Here is an 18,335-nt window from a genome sequence, read left to right as displayed (position 1 = left end):
AGCATTTTTTGTGATATAATAAACTTATGAGCGTCAAAAGTGCAGAAAATATTCGTAATGTAATCCGCTATTTGCAGAAGTTTAAGAATGCAACGGTCGTAATTTATCTTGATGATAAAACGATTGAGTCTCCGCTTTTTTCAAGTCATATCCGCGATATTGCCCTGCTTCATCAGGCGGGAATTAAGGTTGTAATTATTCCGGGGGCCCGCAGTCGAATTGATCAGCTTTTAAAGGCAGAAAAAATTGAGTGGACTTACAAAAACGGCTGCCGTGTTACGGAAACTGATGCCATGCCGGTTATTAAAATGGCGGCTTTTGACGTTTCAAATATCGTGATGACAAGTCTTGCGGCTAACGATATTAACGCGATTATCGGGAACTGGGTACGTTCACGTGCCAAGGGTGTTCTGGATGGTTTTGATTACGGAACTGCCGGTGAAATTGATAAGCTTCAGGCAGATGCAATAAAAAAAGTTCTGGATGATGGTTTTATTCCGATTTTCCCTTGCATCGGATGGAATACCAGTGGACGTCCTTACAATATTTCTTCTGTTTCACTTGCCCAGGCGGTGGCAATCAGTCTGAATGCGGATAAGCTTTTTTACGTGATGGAAGGTAAGACTATTAATTCGGCCAACTGTCATGTGCCGGAACACTTTGCCCTTGCTGCTAACGGTGATGTTCCTGCTATGAACCTGGAAGAAGTTGACGAATTCTTGAGCGCTAACGAAGATGCTGATTTTGATGTTATTTCGGTTTTGAAGCTTGCAAAGGATGCCTGCCGACGCGGAGTTACCCGTGTTCACCTTGTAGACGGAAATCTTGACGGCGTTCTTCCTTGCGAAATTTTCAGCGATCTTGGTTCGGGAACCATGATTTATACCAGCAACTACGGCAAAATCCGCGCCATGGAACAGACAGATATTCCGGCAGTTTTGGGAGTTATGCGGCCTTTTATGGAAAGCGGAAAGCTTTTATCGCGAACGGAACAGCAGCTTGCCAGTGAACTTTCTGATTTTGTGGTATACGAGATTGACGGTGGTGTTCACGCCTGCAGTGCCCTTCATTTTTACGGCGATGGCCAGGCAGAAATTGCGGCTGTTGCGGTGGATGAAAACTTTGCCCACATGGGAATCGGCCTCAAGCTGGTAAAGCATCTTATCAATATGGCAAAGATGAAAAATGCCGCCAGCGTCTTTATTATGACAACTCAGGCTGCAGACTGGTTTGAAAATCTGGGATTTGAGCTTGGAAATATTGACGACCTGCCGGCAGAAAGAAAAGCCATCTGGAATACAAAGAGAAATTCAAAGGTTTACAGACTGAGAAAATAAGCGGGTGGCACTTTTGGCCGCCAGTTTAGTTAGCCAGCTTTTTATGTTCCTGCTTGTTGTGATACATTGCTTCGTCGGCGCTTTTTAAGAGGTCAGCAACCGTAGAGTTGTTGTCGTCTTTTTTGGCAAAACCGATTGAAGCAGAAATTTTGTATTTCTTTTCTGTATTGCTGCTGTCCTTCATAATCTGATTTCTGATTGTTTCAGAAAGATTTTCAGCAAGGCTATCATTTTCTTTTTCCGTAACAACAACAAATTCATCACCGCCAAGACGCGAAATAAAGCAGCTTGTGTTTGCGGCAACCTTTTTAAGGGAATCAGCAACAAGTTTAAGGGCAAAATCACCTTCCATATGACCGAATTTGTCGTTTATGTGCTTAAAATCATCAACATCAAGCACCATCAGATAGAGATTTTTAGAAGAATCATTTCCATTAAAGGTCTTAAACTTTTGTGAAAGATATTTTAAAAGCTGGGTTCGGTTGTTAATCTGGGTAAGCTGGTCAATCGAAATGATGGAATTTCGGAGTTCAACATAAACGCTGAAAAGCGCCATTACAAGTCCGATTTCTATTGTCGGATAGCCCGGAATGCAGACCTGAATCATCTGCGCGGTGAAAGCCCATAAAATCAGTGTGGAAATAGAAATATATTTCTTTTTCATCGCGATTTCGTTTTTATCAAAAAGGCGGATAAGGCCCTGAATGCTTGTGATGATAAAGTAAATATTCATGCAGAAAACCTGAAGAATGTGGTAAGGGCCGCGCTGGTAAACATTTGCATCATCAATGTAAAAAATATAGTGTGTGAGAGGCGAAGAAAGAGACATAAGGAAAAGAGCCAGGAAAGGAAGATGGAGAATTACAAGAAGAGGTTTATTTTTCTTAAAATCAAAGCCAAGAATAAACTCGCAGAACCAGAACCAGGTAATTCCAATAAAGGCCGATGAAATAAAATAAACAATGTTAATCAGATAATTAACAAAAATATTGCCCGGAAAAAGCAGGGAAGTAAAAATAATCCAGCCCGCATCAGAAATTGTAAAAATTGTTGTAGAAAGCAGAACATAAGAAAAAAGGCGGGATTCATATTGCGATTTGTAATCATAAAATACAGTTCGCCAGAGTTTAGCCATAATCAAAAGGCAAACAAGGTTTACTTGAAAATAGAGCCAGTCGACTTTTTCCATTTTATCTCCAAATTTTGCTACTTTAATTTTATCACACTTTGGAGAAAGGACAAATTTTATGAAATCAGGACTTTTCTTCTATATAAATAATTACTTAAGCCCGAAAAGAGTCTTAAAATTCGTATCTACGATTTCGCTGAGTTTGCGGCTTGTGAGATTTCTTTTTGAAGCAATGTATTCATAGATGTATTTGATATTTTCAGGAACGTTTGAACCGCTTTTTACAGGAACCGGCGGATAAAAAGGACAATCTGTTTCAATTAAAAGGCGGTCTTTTGGGACGTAGTTGAGCAAATCTGACATATCAGTGAAGTTCTTTTTGCCGGCATAAGTGACAGTTCCGCTGAAGCTGATATACCAGCCCAAATCAAGGAAAAATTCCAGTTCAGACTGACTGTAGGAAAATCCGTGAAGGACTCCCCTATTCCATTTTACAGCTTTTAATACGTCGGAAGTTTCTTTAAATCCCTTGCGGCTATGAAGAACAAAAGGCATATTGAGTTTTTTAGCCAGAGTCAGCTGAAGGGCAAACAAATCTTTTTCATCATTTACAGTATCATAGTCAAAATATTCGTGGTCGCGGCCTTTAAACTCAAGAGAATCCCAGTCGTGGTCGATTCCGCCAGGCCCGATTCCCACAAGATGAGAGGCAAAAATGCTGTCGCTTTCCTTAAAATCATTGATTACATTTTCAAGATTTTCGATGACTTCAAAGCGATTATCCACAGAATCAGAATCAGGCATAACACCGGCCGTAAAATACATCATGTCCTGGATATGCTTTTTTTGAATGTCATCATCGATTAAATCAAGGCATTCTTCCACGCGTGCAGTTCGCGCCCAGATGTCATCCGTGTGAATTCCGCTATCCAGTGCAAAAGTGACGCCATTTCCTTCCATCTCAAAAAGGCTGTCTGCCCCCTGCTGCGTGCCGAGTTCTTCCGTAATTTGAAAAAAATTCATCAATGAATCAGAATACATAAAACTACTCTATTAAAATATAACACGCATTACCCGCCAGAGCAATTTTTAAAAGCGGAGATTTTATTGCAATATTTCTTCGATTTTATCCAAAATCAGCTGGTCTGCCGGGAGCCAGTTAACGGAACTCAAAGTGTCGCGTGTGAGCCAGCGAGCCGCTTCGTGTTCCAGAAGTTTAAGTTCGCCCGAAACGATAGTGCATAAAATGCAGTGCATAGTCAGGTGGAAGGCCGGATAGTCGTATTCGACCACGCTAAGGATTTTTTCAGCACGGATTTCTGTTGCCAGCTCCTCGCGGATTTCACGGACAATGCAGGCTTGAGGAGTTTCTCCGGCTTCAAGTTTACCGCCGGGAATTTCCCACCACCCTTTCCAGTCGCCGTAGCCGCGCTGGGTCGCGAAGATTTCTTTTTGGTGGGTAGTTGGATTTGTGCGGAGGATGATGGCTCCGGAGACGGTGATGTGGTTCATATACTTATCCAGTTATTTTAATCTTGTAATTCAATAATTTTTGGAGAATAAGGGCTTATAGCCATATTTCCAGAATCTTTCTGTGAAATCATATCTCCGCTAATTTTTAAATTCTGCAAATTTTTTAATTTTACCAAATAATAGAACTGAGCTTTGAATTCATTATTTGGAACATATCCGTTCCCGTTATTCATTTCTTTTAACTTTCTACCTAAGTCGTCGGCAGAAACAAGTTGCGTAGAAATAATATCTGCAAGGAAAGGAAGAATTTTATATTTTGAGATATCTGTTTCTGTTCCGAAATCTGTTGTCGAGGCACAGAATTTTGTTGCTTTGGAAATATCTTTATGTAATGGATAAACATATCCATCGCGAATTGCATGATAATAAAAATAAATCCCGTCTTCTAATTTTGTAAAGTTATTGTCAGTTTCGTTTGTTGGAATTAAATGATTATTTTTTAGCCATTCAAAATAGTCATTTCTCAAGAATCCAAGCATACATAATTCTTCATTTTGAAGCGGCTTTACAGCTGTTTTCTCAGATGCAGAAGAGAGTATCATGTTGTCAAAATAATTCTTTCTTGCTAAACGACCAGCAGGATTTGATTTAAAATCTATGATTTTTTTTATAAATTTCTTGATTTCATTATGTCCTGCATCTTCATTGCCAGGCCTGATTGCAAAAGCTCCAACACCAGGAAGAATTTCATCATAAGAAGAAGATACTTCATTTTGCCCTGAATTGTTATTATTACCAGGATAAAGGACATAACTACCCACGGTTTTACGGATTGCGTCATTGTAAGTATGCATTTTTAACAAATCACCGCGTTTGTAGGTATTTATGATTTCATCATTCTTTTCTTGAACAATTTCTTCGTTTTCTTTGTCTGAAATTTGTTCTTCTGTTTTTTCTAGGACTTCTTCTGAAATCTGCTTTTTATCTGAATTTATGAATTGAGTTAGATCTTGGATTCTATATTTTGCATCAAAGTGAATGTAAGAAACATTTCCATCTTTGATAGCTTCAATTTCTTTTTTATATTTAGATGAAAAAATTGCCAGTGTATAATCAGGGCGGAATGGGCGGGAATAGGATCCCCAATAAACAGAGCCGTTGAATTGAGATGGCGAAAATGTTCTGTTGTAATAAAGATTTATAGTCAACTTTTCATTTTCAAAGATAAAACTTTGTAAAGAAGAATTTCCCTGCTGTAAAGAAATTGTTAATCCATTTGTATCATTAATGAATTGAGTATATGGTTCAACAGCATTTTTAGTTTTATCTTTTCCAGAGAGTTCATGTATTATTTTACGAAGTTCAAAGAAAAGCCAGTATTCATACAACAATGCTGTATTCTTTGATTCCCCTGAATACACATCATCTTTGCCTTTCCAGTATAATTTCAATGCCAGGTCAACCATAGAGAATGCATTAAAAATCTGGCTGTACCCTTCTCTTTTTTCTAAGACCTGATTGTTTACAGGCATTATCGTCAGTTCATTAATATCATCAAAAAAGGAATCATTCAGAATATCATCTATCTGATTAAGAATCTTTGAGGCTTCTGAATAGTATTCAATCCCATTTTTATCGATGAAAACTTTTTCTAAAACTTTTGTGCAGATTTCGCTGAATGTGATTAATGCAAATTTTATGAACCTATTTGCAGAGGTATCATAACTGTCATACTTATGAATGGTTGCAACTTCACTTGGTAAATAATTGCCATCAGCTGTTTTTATCCAGCCACGGCTATGAGTAAATGGATTTGAAAAGAATTTTTGGGAAGGAATGCCTGTGCCAAAAGGTTTGAGTTCTTCTTCTTTTACGAGAATTCTGTCTGGATTTCTTTTTATTGATGCGAAAAGGCTTTCTAAGTTATCTGAAAAACAGAACTGACGTAGAAATATAAACTGCTCAAGTATGTTAGATTCTTTGGATGAATCTTGCTGAAAATTTAATGAAGTAGGACTTGTATAATCAAGTAGTAAAGCAGAACATTCTTCTGCTATTGCTTCTGTAAGTTTTACATAATCTTCCTCATAGTTAATCTTATCAGGAACGATTTCAAAATCGAATGAACATTCTTTTTGCCCGTCATTAAAAAGTATGCTTGTTTTTCCAAGATAATTAATAAACTGAAAAGTGAAAGAGTTTTTTTCATCACGTTCAATTTTTAAAAGCTTGTTTGATTCATTTTTAAAATGAGGACTAAAATTGTCAGAGTCATCTTCTGATTCAATTCTGCATTTATAGCGGACAGTTTCCTTTAATCTTAATGGATGAATGTTCAGTTCTTCAGCATTAGAAAATTCGATGTAATTTTCTTTACACTGGCTTTCCTTAAAATTATAAAAGGCAAAGTATTTTTCAGAAAATGTCGTTGATGTCCAGTCAATCTTATTATTGAGCCCTGCTGGAAAAATCCTTATACAAAGAGAAGAATCTACATGATATAACAGGCCCGCAAAATTCATTGTCTTCAATTACCTAATGCTTAAATTCCTAATTTAACAATTTTCTCTCTTCAATATTATTCAGAACCTTCATCTGCTGGATAGCAATAGTATTTAATTCACGAAGTCTTTCACTTTGAGGCATTCCTTTGTTTATAAAAACAGCATTTATGTTCTCAAGATTTGAAAGACAGATAAGCTGATTTATAGAAGCATAATCTCTGATGTTTCCTTTTAACTCTGGATTTGATTTCCTCCATTCTAGTGCTGTAATTCCAAAGAGAGCAACATTCAATACATCAGCCTCTTCGGCATAAACATAAGCTATTCTCTGAGGAGAAAGTTCCGGTGGAATGAGGTTTTGTTTTATAGCATCCGTATGAATATGATAATTAAGTTTTGAAAGTTCACGCTTTACAGACCAGCCAAACTGTTGCTGTTCTTTTTCTTTAAGGCGGTCAAATTCTTTGATGAGATACAGCTTGAATTGAGGCGAAACCCAGCTTGCAAATTCAAAAGCAATATCTTTATGCGCATAAGTTCCACCATAACGACCAGCCTTTGCAATTATTCCAATTGAATTGGTTTTTTCAGTCCATTGTTTTACAGAAAGAATAAATCTGTTCAAACCTGCTTCATTTTTAATTCCCTCGAATTCGGGGGAATTAAAATTAGGATTGTACATTTCTTCCCAGATACCAAGAAACTCTATGGTATTTTTATTGCGAAGCCATTTTTCAATGAGGGCAAGACCGTTCTCAATGCCTTTTACCATATCTGTCAAGGAAATATAGTCTTTTTCGTTAATTTCAATAACAGTAATTTCAGATTCTTGAACTTTTATTTTTGACATATTCTGCACCCTCCACTAGGATTTTTTATTTTTAACTAGATAAAGCTTGTGTACTGGTATTTTTCAAGTTTATCAATCATTGAATTAACTTTTTCCTGGCTGAGTGTTAGTTTTTCATATTTTGACAGCATCTCTTTTAATTTGAACAAAAGTTCTCCTATTTGTTTCTTGTTTCCATGTATTTTTGGTAAAATCTTTTGAACAATTTGATGATCAATAATATCTAATGTAGTTAATTCATTGTTAAGAGATTTTGCTGCACAGTAATAAAGTACAATTTCTTTTGTAGTTCTGTATGCAAATTCGAATCCTGCTGGTTTTAGAATATCATATAATTCACCAAATATTCTGTTTAACTCAGCACCAGCATCAGTTAAAGGAGCATTTTCAAAGTTACTGATTTTTTCAGAAAGTTCTACAAAAGCTTCTGCCATGCCATCTGGTGCTGGTTGAATTTCCTGGATATCTGGTTTTTGGCTGAATATTTTTAGAACATCATCTCTATTTGGTGTAAATTCAATGACATTTGCTCTATCTAATACTTTTGGACTGAACATATAAGTTGTTTCATCAATATTTACAGTTCCAGTTACAAACAGATTTTTCGGAAGTGTAATTGTTTCGTCTACAGTTGATTCGCAATTCTCTGGCTTTTTGTATAAAAGAATTGGTTTACCAGATTCCATGGCACTTAAGAAGTCTGAAAAATAGCGTTCTACATGGGAAAGATTCATCTCATCAAGAATCAGAAAGAAAGGAATCTTTGAATTATCTTTTGCGAGTTCTATAAAATTTAAAACTTCAGATTTTATAAAATCTCCAGTTCCATTATTTGCAAGAGGATTAAAATAACCAAGAATTTTTGTGTTATCAGTCCAGTCTGCACCAACCGGAACAAGAAGGGTATTCCTAAAGTTTTCATAACGAACTTCTGATTTATTTTCTAGAACTTTTTTCGCCATTACACGAATTGTTGCATCAAAACCGTATAAAAATTTGTCAAATCTTGCATTCGGAGACTCTTTTATAAGATTTCTATCTTCATTTCCTTGTTTAGTAAGATATTCAGGATTTGTTGCATAAAAATCTATAAATTCTTGAAGTAAATCTTTTTGAATTGGACGGAGTCTTGCAGGTTCTTTTTCATTAGAAAGATAAATAGTATCATCTGTAATATTTCGAACAGTCCATTCATTCAATGAATCTCCTATTTTAAATAAATCATCAGGATTTCTTTCATTGACACTTGGAACATTTAAATATTGTGCTAACTGTAAAGCAATTCTTGTTTTTCCTGTTCCAGAATTTCCTGTAAGAATAACAAATGGTTTTGCTAATAAAGAAGCTGTAAAGCGATTTATATATTTATTTTTTTCAAATCCTTTTAAGGTAAATGGAATTGCTGGTGATGATTTGAAATAAACTTTAGTTTCATTAGATGTGTCAAACTCATTATCTTCTATAGCTAATTCTTTATCAGTTTGATTCTTACCTTCATCAGATTCTAACCATTCATTCCAAAGTTCAGAAGAATAATCAAATAAGTTTTTACCATGAGCCTGTGATATTAGATATGATTGTATTTGTGAAATAGGTATTTTTTTATAATTTTCAAGACCATGTTTCTTTGCAATAAAACGAATACCTACTTCTTTAAAAAAATTAAGCAGGGACATATTAGAATAGAGATATGCAATTTTCCATTTATAGCTACATCCTAAATCAATTGTATCTATAATTGAATATTCTTTATTTTGAGCTGCTTCGGCAACTTTTATAATATTTGATAGGACTTTTTTATAAGCTTCGTCTCTTGTATTTCCATATTTTTTATACCAGGCATATACACCATCATCCATTGTCTTATTTGATGGTTTTATTTTTCCAGATGCCTTGTAGATTCCAAATTTATATGCTGATCCACCCCCAAAACTTCCTAAATCCTCTGTTTTTGTTTCAAGCCAATAACAAAATGAATCATCCCGATTTAAATTCGTATATTCTTCAATAGGCAAATTTTTTAATTTTTCAATTGGGAATTGTTTATGGAAATCATTATAAAGGGATTTCGCTTCTTCTTTAGTCATTTTCTTCTCCAGTAATTAAATTAATCCTATCTACAAAATCGTTCGTTTCTAAAAAAGATATGTTTTCTAAAGAACAATCATATTCAGCTTTTGATACACCAGATGGCGTTTCTTCTTTAAATTTAGGAATATCAAATGCTTTAAAGAAATGCATATTTTCATCTGTGTAGATTTGATTATATTTTAATTCTTTTAGATGTTCGATACTTGTATTTTTCTCTAAAAATGTTAATCTCATATACAATTCTTTGTTATTTGAAAGAATTGGTTTTACAAGATTTATTAACTCAAATAAAGATAGTCCAGTATCATCGTATCTAAACATATAGGATAAAATAAATATTTCAAAATATTTAGAGTTTAACTGTTCATGTAAAAAATGATGCTGACGAATTTCTTTTGTTGTCGCTTTAATTTCTAGCTTAACTTTTTCACTAAAAGAAAAATCAAATTTTAATCTATCTTTTGATTGCCAATATTGTTCAATATTTAGTAATTCATGGAATTTGTATATCGTATATAATTCAGCATAAAAACCGCTTAATTCATTATCACTTAACTCTTTTTTACTCGAAAAAAAATTTTGTAATGTATTAAAAACTTCTATAATATATTTATCTGAATAGTCATCATTTATAAAGAGTTTTGAAATCTCTAAAAAGATTTCCTTCTCTTTTGTTGTATGTAAAAGGCATTTCAAAATATGGACAGTTTCTTTATTTTCAGATGAAAATGAAACTTTTGCATTACATTCTAATGTTAGAGATTTTGTCGATATATTGTAAGGTCTTCCATTTTGGTTATTAGGTTTAAAAACAATTACAATATTATTTTCTTTATCAATTCCAACAAAAAAATTCTTTTCATATTCTGCAATTTTATAATCAGAAATATTGTCTACTTTAATAAAATTTGTTTTGAAAAAATCTATAATTTCCATAATTTTAAATATCCTTTTGTACGATTAATCCTGTTAGTTTTGAAATTATTTCATTTGGTAGATAGATTGCTAGCGTTGGACTTATAAATCCAGTTTCTTTATTTTCAATCATATGAATCTGTAATTGCATTGTATTAGCTCTAATGAAATGTTTGTCATCGCCCTCATAATTAGCAGGTTTAGATAAGTCTTTAGGGTTTCTACCAACAAAATAATTTGAAATAATTTTTGTTTCATTATTTACAGGATGCTTTGAAGTTTTCCCATCTCGCATCCAAATTACATCAATATTTGGAGTTAGGTTTTTATATTTTAAAAGTTGATATAGTTTTGCAAGTATACCTTGGTTAAGTTTAGATGCTTCTGGAAAAATAAACTTTTCTAAAAATTCAGAATAAACTGAAAAATAATCAGCATCTCTGAGAATTAAAAAAGGAGCTCCATTTCGTTGATTAATAGTTTGAAGTTGTTGTTCATTATTTTTTTTATATCTGTTAATGATATTTATGTTGCTTTTTGTATATGCCTCATCATCTTGGAAAACTCTTTGTTTATTCCAAGAATAAAATGTATAACTTTCTACTTCTGCTACTGAACTTCTTGTAGGCTTTAGATTGTCGCTAAGAGAAAAAATTCTAGGCATATTTTTAAAATCAATTCCTTGAGAATTTGTCATTTCTATTGTTTGCCATAAATCTTCTTCATGATCTCTAATATCCATAAATTCATTTAAAATTTTTGAAACAGCAAAAATTCTACATAAATCTAGATATTTAGTTTTATAACCGAACCATCTTGCTCTTTGTTGTACTGTATCCACATTTGATGAATTTTTAGCAGTTCTTGTTATGTATGTAATACATAGACCTTTTATAGTTAATCCACGACCAAGCATCGTACCGCCAACATAAATATTATAATCATAGAATTCATCTTCACCGTTTAAGGTATTATCTCCATTGATTTTGTGAACATGACTATTTTTTATAGCAAAAATAATTTCATCTTCAATTTCATCAAATTGCGGAAAGTCTCTTACAACTCCTTTTTCATATTCCTCATATGCATCCTTCATTATTTTGTAGACAGATTGATATGATATATCTTTTTTGTTACTTGTTTTTTGTGTCCACTCATCTATTAATGTTTGTATTTTTTCATATTCCACATTATGATCTTTTTTGAACTGACTAATATGAATAAGCATTGAAAGTTTATCTTTTCTGTGTGTTCTATGACCTTGTATTGCACAAGCCACAAAAAACATTGCTAATGATTTTTTTAATGATGCTGGAATTCCTACATCAATTAAAGGTTCCTCATTTGCCGGGATTGTAACTGTGTAGGTATTATCTGTATGAAATACATCCAAACCACAATAGCCCTCTCCTGGTGGTACTAGAACTCCAAAATCTGGAGAAAGTTCATCAATTTTGTTGATTAGTAGATTTGCCTGTGGCGTTGCCGTTACAGAAACATAACAATGTTTTTGTAAAGTATTCTTAAAACTAAGAATTGCTGAATAAGTCGAACTTTCCTTTTTCTGTTTTACTTTAGTGTTTAAGGAATACTCATCCCCTTCATCATCAATTATTAATACAGGTTTTTCGCATAAATCATTATTTTTAAAAATATTTATAATTGCATTGATATGTTTTACATGTTTCAAACCAACGATGATTATTTTCTTACCCCTTTGGATAAATTTTCTTATATTCTCCTCTGTTAGATGATCTTCATTTTCTTTTGTATTTAAAACAAAGACTTCATTTTTAATTGACGAAAAATATTCTTTAATTCTATCGGAATTCTGCTGTAGAAGAGGTTTCTTTGTTCCACCAAGTACTATTGCTATATCATAACTATTATCAAATGCAAGAGATATCAAGGATATAAAATTTGATGTTTTTCCGCTTTGTACCTTACCTATGACAATTCCCGTTTCTTGTTCATGAATTATTGTATTAGGATTGGGACAGTAACTAAGAGTTTTTGCTGCATTTGAGAAAATTGTAGAAATTCCTTCCTCCGGTATTCCGGTTTCATTTAAGTATTTCTTAATATTATCGGAATAAAAACCTTCTAAAGAAATATTCCATGCTTCTGAGAGATTATTTACATAATTCATATCAAAAAGATTTGTCATTACTAACTCCTAATTACAGCTTTTAGAGTTTCATTCATTTTTTCTCGAATATCAAAAGGTGAAATTTTAATTTTAGTATAATCTATATCTGCAGGAGAATCTGATTTTAAAGTTTCAGATGACGTGTAAGTTGATTCAATCTCTGATAGAACTAATGCAAATACAAATTTTTTCATGGAGTCAAAATTCTCTTGTGTTACAAAACAAGATGTAAAGAAAGGATGAACAATATTCCATTCTACATCTACTTCTATTGCAGAATTATTATTTTTCTTTGGCGATACAACTAACCATTTTTCATCTGAATTATTTTTTTTAATGGTGAAATTTAAGATGTACTTTCTGCTTGAAATCTCAAAAGAAATTTGTGTATTATCATTTCCTTCAACTCTAATTTCATCCATTTGGGGAAATAATAAACAACTATCTGATTCATCTTTAGAAGGAATTTGTATAACAGATTCTGTTTTTTCATCTTCTTTTTCGATTTGTTTTACAATTGCATTTTGAATTAATCCCGCATAGGCAAATTCGTTGATTGTTGTATTATCTATTCCAACATTCACAGTTTTTTTAGGTGGATTTTTATTTTCAAGAGCTTTGCGCTTAAAATCAGTAGAAACTTCTACAAGTTTTTCAATTAATTTGTCTTCAAGTCCATTATACCAATCAAAAGAATCCTTTGTCTGTGTTACAGGCCAATCGTCAAGATTTAATTCTCCAAATAGGCGTTGATAAGCTCCTGTAGTTGATGATGAAAAAACTTCTCTTGGACGATAACAATCTTCATAACCACCCGTTATTACTCTTCCTCGACGAATGAGAGTAAATCCAGCACCATAAGTATCACCTTTTTGTAGAATACCTATAAAACCATTTACATGATAAACCTTATAATTATCACCAATTATTTCAAAGGAAATATCTTTTTTCCATTCTTTTACATTTCCATCTGGAAGAGTTTCTTTAAATATTTGGGGAGTCTCGTATTTTAGAAGTTCAATTCCATTTCCCCCATTATAATAAATTCTAATTTCTTCCGTTCTTAAATCGACTCGATACATACCTCTCAGTTTATCTTTTGTATTTTGTATTTGTCGACCGAAAAGTTTTCTATTCAAATTCCATATTCTAATAATAGTACCATGTTCGTTTTTATCGCATTCGATTTCTTCATATGATATTTCTTCGTCTTTTGTTCGACTAAGTTTTTCTACATCTACGGAAGTTTTATACTTCTTACAACTATTAAGTTCTACTGTTTCAACACTCCAGTTAAGTCCAAACCAACAAGCCGCAGTTTTTAGTCCCATTCCAAATTCTGAACGTGTTGATTTTTCTGGTTTACTATCTAATATAATTGCACGCTGAAAATTCTTAAAATTCATACCATATGCATTATCTTTTATTTCAATAAAAGGATTTCCTTGAGCATCTTTTTGATAAGTTATATATATATCAAGGCTGTTCCAGTCTTTTAATGCTTTTAATTCTTTTTCATGGTCATAATAACTCTGTGTAGAATTATCAACGAATTCTGCTATCGCAGTCCATGCATCATATTTAATATTTTTGTAGGTTGCATATACACCAGTTGTCGGTCGGATATTTATAGTTTTTGTATTACCCATGTTTATCACTCCGATATATTGAAAAGTCCTTCTGAAATTATTTTTATCACTTTTACATTTACAGAATTTCCAAGCTGCTTATAAGAAATATTGTCATTATCAGAAAACTTGAAATCAGGGTCAAAACTTTGAAGTTTTGCACATTCTTTAACTGACAAATAACGATATTTGTTTATATGGAAATCCCAAATAATGGGTGTATTATTCATAGCGACGAGTGATGGGAAAACAGAAGGACTTTTTACTCTAACTCCTGATTGGCGAATTTGAATTATTCCTTGCTTTATGGATTGGCAATCTTTTGAAGCATTCCATTCGAATTTTTGATGTATTAGGAATTTCTCTGTCATATTATATTTCTCAACCCATTTATCAATGAATTTCTTATTAGATGTGTACATTATTCTTGACTTAAAAAGTAGGCATCGTTTCCATTTTGGGATTTTCTGCCAATCATATTCTTCGGAAAATATGTATTCCAAATTATATTGTTTTCCTACACCAGCATGGAAAAGCCAAAATGGTGATTTTATTGTATTCGTTTTTCTAAGTTCCTGTAAAAACTCTTCCCACAAATTTAATACTTTTGCGATTTCTGTATTATTGTCAATTATGTATTTAGGATTAACAAATTTATCAATTATCCAATCTATACAATTTCCACTAAAATATTTATGTTGTATATCGATTTTTAAATCATTCCGTGTAATTTTATCCTTTCCAGTTATAATACCTTTTTTTATTCCAAGTATATAAACTCGTTCTCGAGTTTGAGGAACATTAAAATTCTCTGGAGATTCTATAATGGGTTCTTCAGTTATTATAAAGTTTTGATTTTTTAATTCAGAACATACGATATTCCAATTGTCTTTATTGTCAGCCAAATTCCTAACATTTTCTAATATGAAATATTTACATTCTGTATGCTCTTTAAGAATGTCAATTATGCGAAAAAATAATTGTCCGCGTTCATCTTTTTCACCGTTTTCTTTTTCAACAATATTAAAACCTGTACGATTACCTGATTTTGAAAATGTTTGACAAGGAAAACCTGCACATAAAACATCGAATTGTGGAATTATATTATTTTCAATTGCTTTTTTAATATCCCCTTCAAGTATGAATTCTTCATTTGGACAAAAATTTTTTTTATATACTTTACGACAATCTGCATTAATATCACAAGCAAACACACATTTTCCACCAAGTTTTTTCATTGCTTGATGAAATCCGCCAATACCTGCAAATAAATCAATAAAAGTAAAATTTGTTTTTTTATTATCTTCATTCATTTATAAACATCTCTTATTATTTTCCCATTAAAACTATTTTGATAATCTTCATAAATTCTTTTATATATTCATTGTCAAAATCAAGACTCTTACATAATCGCTTTCTGTATGTTTCAATATCAGTGGATTTTACGTCTTCTCCGATTTCGCTCTCAACCCAATTCTTTATACGCTCTTTATAATTTTCTTCTGTTAAATTAGGTTTTTCGCACTTACTCGCATTCCATATAATTTCTTCTGGAGTATCTGCTGGGATAAAGAATAAATGTGTTCTTAAAAAAGAAAGATAGTTTCGCTTTTCAAGTTCTAATTGATTATTTGATTTTCCACTATCAGCTACAAATCCTAATTTATTTGTCTCAACACCTGTTATTTCTTTTATTTTAGAATCCAAGTTTGACGTAGCAATATCTTCATTGTTCGGAATACTGCACTTATTCATATCACCATCAAGTATTAAATAAACATTTTTTTCATCCAATCTTGATAATATAACAGCTTCTTTTAATATATCCTTTGCGCCACCAGCATGATATGTAACATCAACAGATTTTTCCGCCTCAGCATCATATAATTTTAAACAAGATACAACTAATTCTTTTGCAGCATTATCTTCAACTATTATTTTTGCTTTTTGCGTATTTGTGTGTCCAATATACTGGAATGTCAAATCTGGTTCGATTCCAGATTTTGGTAAGAACATGCCATCTGGAGTTTGATGTAAAAGAACTATAGCTTCTTTTGGCAATTCTTCTACAATAGCCGGACTATGAGTTGACAAAATAACTTGAAGCCCTTTTAAGAAAACTTGATTTAATAAAAAATCTAATAAGCGCTTTTGTGCACCTGGATGAAGAGAAACTTCGGGTTCATCTAACAAAACAAGAGACCCTTTTTTTGCTTCATATACCTGATGTACTAATTTAACAACTGCAGATTCACCACTACCAGCAAAAGCTTCTGTGTAATTACCATTAAAAGTCTCTGTATTGACATTTTTTAATTTAAAATAAACACTGTTTCCCCATTGTTTATAAAAGCTATGATTCATTATTGTTATTTCTAAATATTTCTTATCAAGAATTTCTGAAATAATACTAACTTCTTCGGTAGATAACTTAGAAATATTATCAACTTTTTTAACATTTCTATAAGTAAAACCAGATTTTACCCAGCCATCAATAATGCCTTTTAAATATACAGAATAATAACGAATATAATCCTGCTTGGTCTTTAGAGTAATGGTATTAGGTTTATCGCCAAAATAAAAATATTTATCAAATGCACTTAATTCTCCACGAAAATCCAAATATATTACAGGTCTTTTTGTTCCATTCCAACGAGTTCCAGATGCCCCTGCAGTTTTTGCCATTTCCTTTGGAAAAGGTTTCATTCCGTATTTTTCAACAGGACGAGATGGTTCCCAATAGTCAGGATTATTATCATGCTTTATGCGAGTATTCAGAACTTCAACATTTTTTTTTGCAAGTAAACTATTGTATGAATACCAAAATGCAGGACGTGGATTCTCAGGTATCGGATCAACTCTTGTAGAAAACCATTTTTGAGAATAAGAACTTCCTCCTGGTGCCGTTTCCAGCGCCTGTAATACAGAAGTCTTGCCACATCCATTTTCACCAACTAAGACAGTTAATGGAAACTGAAACTTTATTTCTGAATAGGGAACAAGCCCCTTAAAGCAAGGAAAGTGAATATCCGTTATAAAATCTGGAAACTTTTCAAAAGTGTTATCATGTTCAAAAGTTTTTTTTATCTTTTCTATTAATTCTTTATTCATTTATTAATTCTCCGATTTTCCTTGCAAATTTTGGGGGTACAGCATTTCCTATCAGTCTAGCAGCAGTAAGAAGACTTTTTGTTTTAAATTGATAATTAAAAGGAAATGACTGCAAAGTCGCTCCTTCTCTGATAGATAGACCTCTATTCTGGGCTGGATGCCCAAATCTTCCGTTTGAAATACTTAAAAATTTTGTTGTTATAGTTGGTGATGGAGAATCCCAATATAGTCGCCCATAAACATCTGTAAAAGATTTATCATGACCTATGTAGCATCTTTGAACTAAATCTTTATTGTCTTTGTAAGAAAGCCTTGTTCCTCCATCTTCAGGAGTATTTTCTAGTCTCGTGATATTTAAGTCCGATAATTTTTTTGCAGAATGAAATCTTGCAATATTAAAATCTAATTCTCCAGCAGAAATTGGCGGAAAAAGATTTTGATTACCTATGGTTTCACGAACAGTGTAGATATGATTTTCTGTTTCTGGTAAATGAACTTTTCTATCTAAACGAGTAGCAATTAGTGAAAATCTTCTTCTATTCTGCGGAATGCCGTAATTCTTCATGTTGACGACATCATAAACACAACGTCCATTTTCTTTGTTGCCGTAGCCCAATTCATCAAGTTTCGCCAAAAAATCATTTAAAATTGTTTCTTTATTACTCATGATTCCAGGAACATTTTCAACCAAAATATACCCCGGGCGGTAATATTCAATGAACTTTTCAAAATATAAAAGTAAATCTTTTGTTTTCCTAGATTTTTCTTTTGAAGAACGGATAATGCTGTAGAACTGGCATGGACTGCAACCTACAAAAATCATTTCATCATCGTTACACTGAACTCCGAATTCGTTTTTAAAATATTCTAATGGAAGTTTTGTTATATCAGCATTTACAAAAGTTGCACCATGATTATTATATTCATAAGTTTCTTTTGCTTCTGGGTCTAAATCCACACCTGCAATGACTTCTATTCCAGCCTGAATGAGTCCGTTTGTCATGCCACCGCCACCGCAGAAAAAGTCAATTGCTCGCAAGATATTATCCTCCAATTTAATTGAACTTATTATATCACTAAAAGTGTGTTTTTGCATATAATATTAATATAGTAAACTTATAAATAGTAAAATATTTTATTTGAAATAA

At 32.6% G+C, this 18,335-nt stretch carries 13 protein-coding genes; 1 reads left to right on the top strand and 12 read right to left on the bottom strand.

Going from position 1 to position 18,335, the window contains the following annotated elements; translation table 11 throughout:
• The first annotated feature begins 26 nt into the window (after window positions 1-26).
• Window positions 27-1,337, top strand: coding sequence for an amino-acid N-acetyltransferase (gene argA, locus T530_RS0106405; protein WP_027728295.1), 1,311 nt, complete (start codon window positions 27-29; stop codon window positions 1,335-1,337).
• A 25-nt stretch (window positions 1,338-1,362) separates the two neighbouring features.
• On the opposite strand, the gene T530_RS0106400 is transcribed toward argA, so the two are convergent.
• From T530_RS0106400 to T530_RS0106345, 12 genes are all read right to left on the bottom strand, one after another.
• Window positions 1,363-2,526, bottom strand: a complete 1,164-nt coding sequence (locus tag T530_RS0106400; RefSeq protein ID WP_027728294.1) for a GGDEF domain-containing protein — start codon at window positions 2,524-2,526, stop codon at window positions 1,363-1,365.
• A 90-nt stretch (window positions 2,527-2,616) separates the two neighbouring features.
• Window positions 2,617-3,489 carry a TatD family hydrolase gene (locus tag T530_RS0106395; RefSeq protein ID WP_197018248.1) on the bottom strand — a complete coding sequence of 291 codons (873 nt, stop codon included), beginning with the start codon at window positions 3,487-3,489 and terminating at the stop codon, window positions 2,617-2,619.
• Between the two features lie 81 nt (window positions 3,490-3,570).
• Window positions 3,571-3,978 (bottom strand): (deoxy)nucleoside triphosphate pyrophosphohydrolase, encoded by a 408-nt coding sequence (locus tag T530_RS0106390; protein WP_027728292.1) that lies wholly within the window; start codon window positions 3,976-3,978, stop codon window positions 3,571-3,573.
• 17 nt (window positions 3,979-3,995) lie between these two features.
• Entirely contained in the window at window positions 3,996-6,461 is a 2,466-nt protein-coding gene (locus T530_RS0106385) for a DUF2357 domain-containing protein (protein WP_027728291.1), read from the bottom strand.
• 28 nt (window positions 6,462-6,489) lie between these two features.
• Window positions 6,490-7,293: a KilA-N domain-containing protein gene (locus T530_RS0106380; protein ID WP_027728290.1), complete on the bottom strand. Its 804-nt coding sequence runs from the start codon at window positions 7,291-7,293 to the stop codon at window positions 6,490-6,492.
• A 35-nt stretch (window positions 7,294-7,328) separates the two neighbouring features.
• Window positions 7,329-9,380, bottom strand: coding sequence for an McrB family protein (locus T530_RS14715; RefSeq protein ID WP_051537867.1), 2,052 nt, complete (start codon window positions 9,378-9,380; stop codon window positions 7,329-7,331).
• The gene (locus tag T530_RS0106370; RefSeq protein ID WP_027728289.1) at window positions 9,373-10,320 is read right to left on the bottom strand and encodes a PD-(D/E)XK motif protein; all 948 of its coding nucleotides are present in this window, start codon (window positions 10,318-10,320) and stop codon (window positions 9,373-9,375) included. The genes T530_RS14715 and T530_RS0106370 overlap by 8 nt, the downstream gene beginning before the upstream one ends.
• 4 nt (window positions 10,321-10,324) lie before the next feature.
• Window positions 10,325-12,466 (bottom strand): Z1 domain-containing protein, encoded by a 2,142-nt coding sequence (locus T530_RS0106365; protein WP_027728288.1) that lies wholly within the window; start codon window positions 12,464-12,466, stop codon window positions 10,325-10,327.
• 2 nt (window positions 12,467-12,468) lie between these two features.
• Entirely contained in the window at window positions 12,469-14,097 is a 1,629-nt protein-coding gene (locus tag T530_RS0106360; RefSeq protein ID WP_027728287.1) for an ATP-binding protein, read from the bottom strand.
• Between the two features lie 5 nt (window positions 14,098-14,102).
• Window positions 14,103-15,389, bottom strand: a complete 1,287-nt coding sequence (locus T530_RS0106355; RefSeq protein WP_027728286.1) for a DNA cytosine methyltransferase — start codon at window positions 15,387-15,389, stop codon at window positions 14,103-14,105.
• Window positions 15,390-15,405: 16 nt separating this feature from the next.
• Window positions 15,406-17,187 carry an ATP-dependent endonuclease gene (locus tag T530_RS0106350; RefSeq protein WP_027728285.1) on the bottom strand — a complete coding sequence of 594 codons (1,782 nt, stop codon included), beginning with the start codon at window positions 17,185-17,187 and terminating at the stop codon, window positions 15,406-15,408.
• Complete coding sequence (locus tag T530_RS0106345; RefSeq protein WP_051537866.1) at window positions 17,180-18,283, bottom strand: DNA cytosine methyltransferase; 1,104 nt, start codon at window positions 18,281-18,283, stop codon at window positions 17,180-17,182. The genes T530_RS0106350 and T530_RS0106345 overlap by 8 nt, the downstream gene beginning before the upstream one ends.
• Window positions 18,284-18,335: the final 52 nt, after the last annotated feature.

Source organism: Treponema sp. C6A8 (genome assembly GCF_000619925.1).
Classification (GTDB): Bacteria; Spirochaetota; Spirochaetia; order Treponematales; family Treponemataceae; genus Treponema_D.
The sequence above is the reverse complement of the archived record's forward strand: the minus strand, read 5'-3'. Positions and strand labels throughout refer to the sequence as shown.

Bases quoted from the DNA above. Each gene is read 5' to 3' on its own strand.
- T530_RS0106365 (WP_027728288.1), bottom strand. From the start codon at position 12,466: ATGACAAATCTTTTTGATATGAATTATGTAAATAATCTCTCAGAAGCA.
- T530_RS0106395 (WP_197018248.1), bottom strand. From the start codon at position 3,489: ATGAATTTTTTTCAAATTACGGAAGAACTCGGCACGCAGCAGGGGGCA.
- T530_RS0106385 (WP_027728291.1), bottom strand. From the start codon at position 6,461: ATGAATTTTGCGGGCCTGTTATATCATGTAGATTCTTCTCTTTGTATA.
- T530_RS14715 (WP_051537867.1), bottom strand. From the start codon at position 9,380: ATGACTAAAGAAGAAGCGAAATCCCTTTATAATGATTTCCATAAACAA.
- T530_RS0106360 (WP_027728287.1), bottom strand. From the start codon at position 14,097: ATGGGTAATACAAAAACTATAAATATCCGACCGACAACTGGTGTATAT.
- T530_RS0106390 (WP_027728292.1), bottom strand. From the start codon at position 3,978: ATGAACCACATCACCGTCTCCGGAGCCATCATCCTCCGCACAAATCCA.
- T530_RS0106380 (WP_027728290.1), bottom strand. From the start codon at position 7,293: ATGTCAAAAATAAAAGTTCAAGAATCTGAAATTACTGTTATTGAAATT.
- T530_RS0106400 (WP_027728294.1), bottom strand. From the start codon at position 2,526: ATGGAAAAAGTCGACTGGCTCTATTTTCAAGTAAACCTTGTTTGCCTT.
- argA (WP_027728295.1), top strand. From the start codon at position 27: ATGAGCGTCAAAAGTGCAGAAAATATTCGTAATGTAATCCGCTATTTG.
- T530_RS0106345 (WP_051537866.1), bottom strand. From the start codon at position 18,283: ATGCAAAAACACACTTTTAGTGATATAATAAGTTCAATTAAATTGGAG.
- T530_RS0106355 (WP_027728286.1), bottom strand. From the start codon at position 15,389: ATGAATGAAGATAATAAAAAAACAAATTTTACTTTTATTGATTTATTT.
- T530_RS0106370 (WP_027728289.1), bottom strand. From the start codon at position 10,320: ATGGAAATTATAGATTTTTTCAAAACAAATTTTATTAAAGTAGACAAT.
- T530_RS0106350 (WP_027728285.1), bottom strand. From the start codon at position 17,187: ATGAATAAAGAATTAATAGAAAAGATAAAAAAAACTTTTGAACATGAT.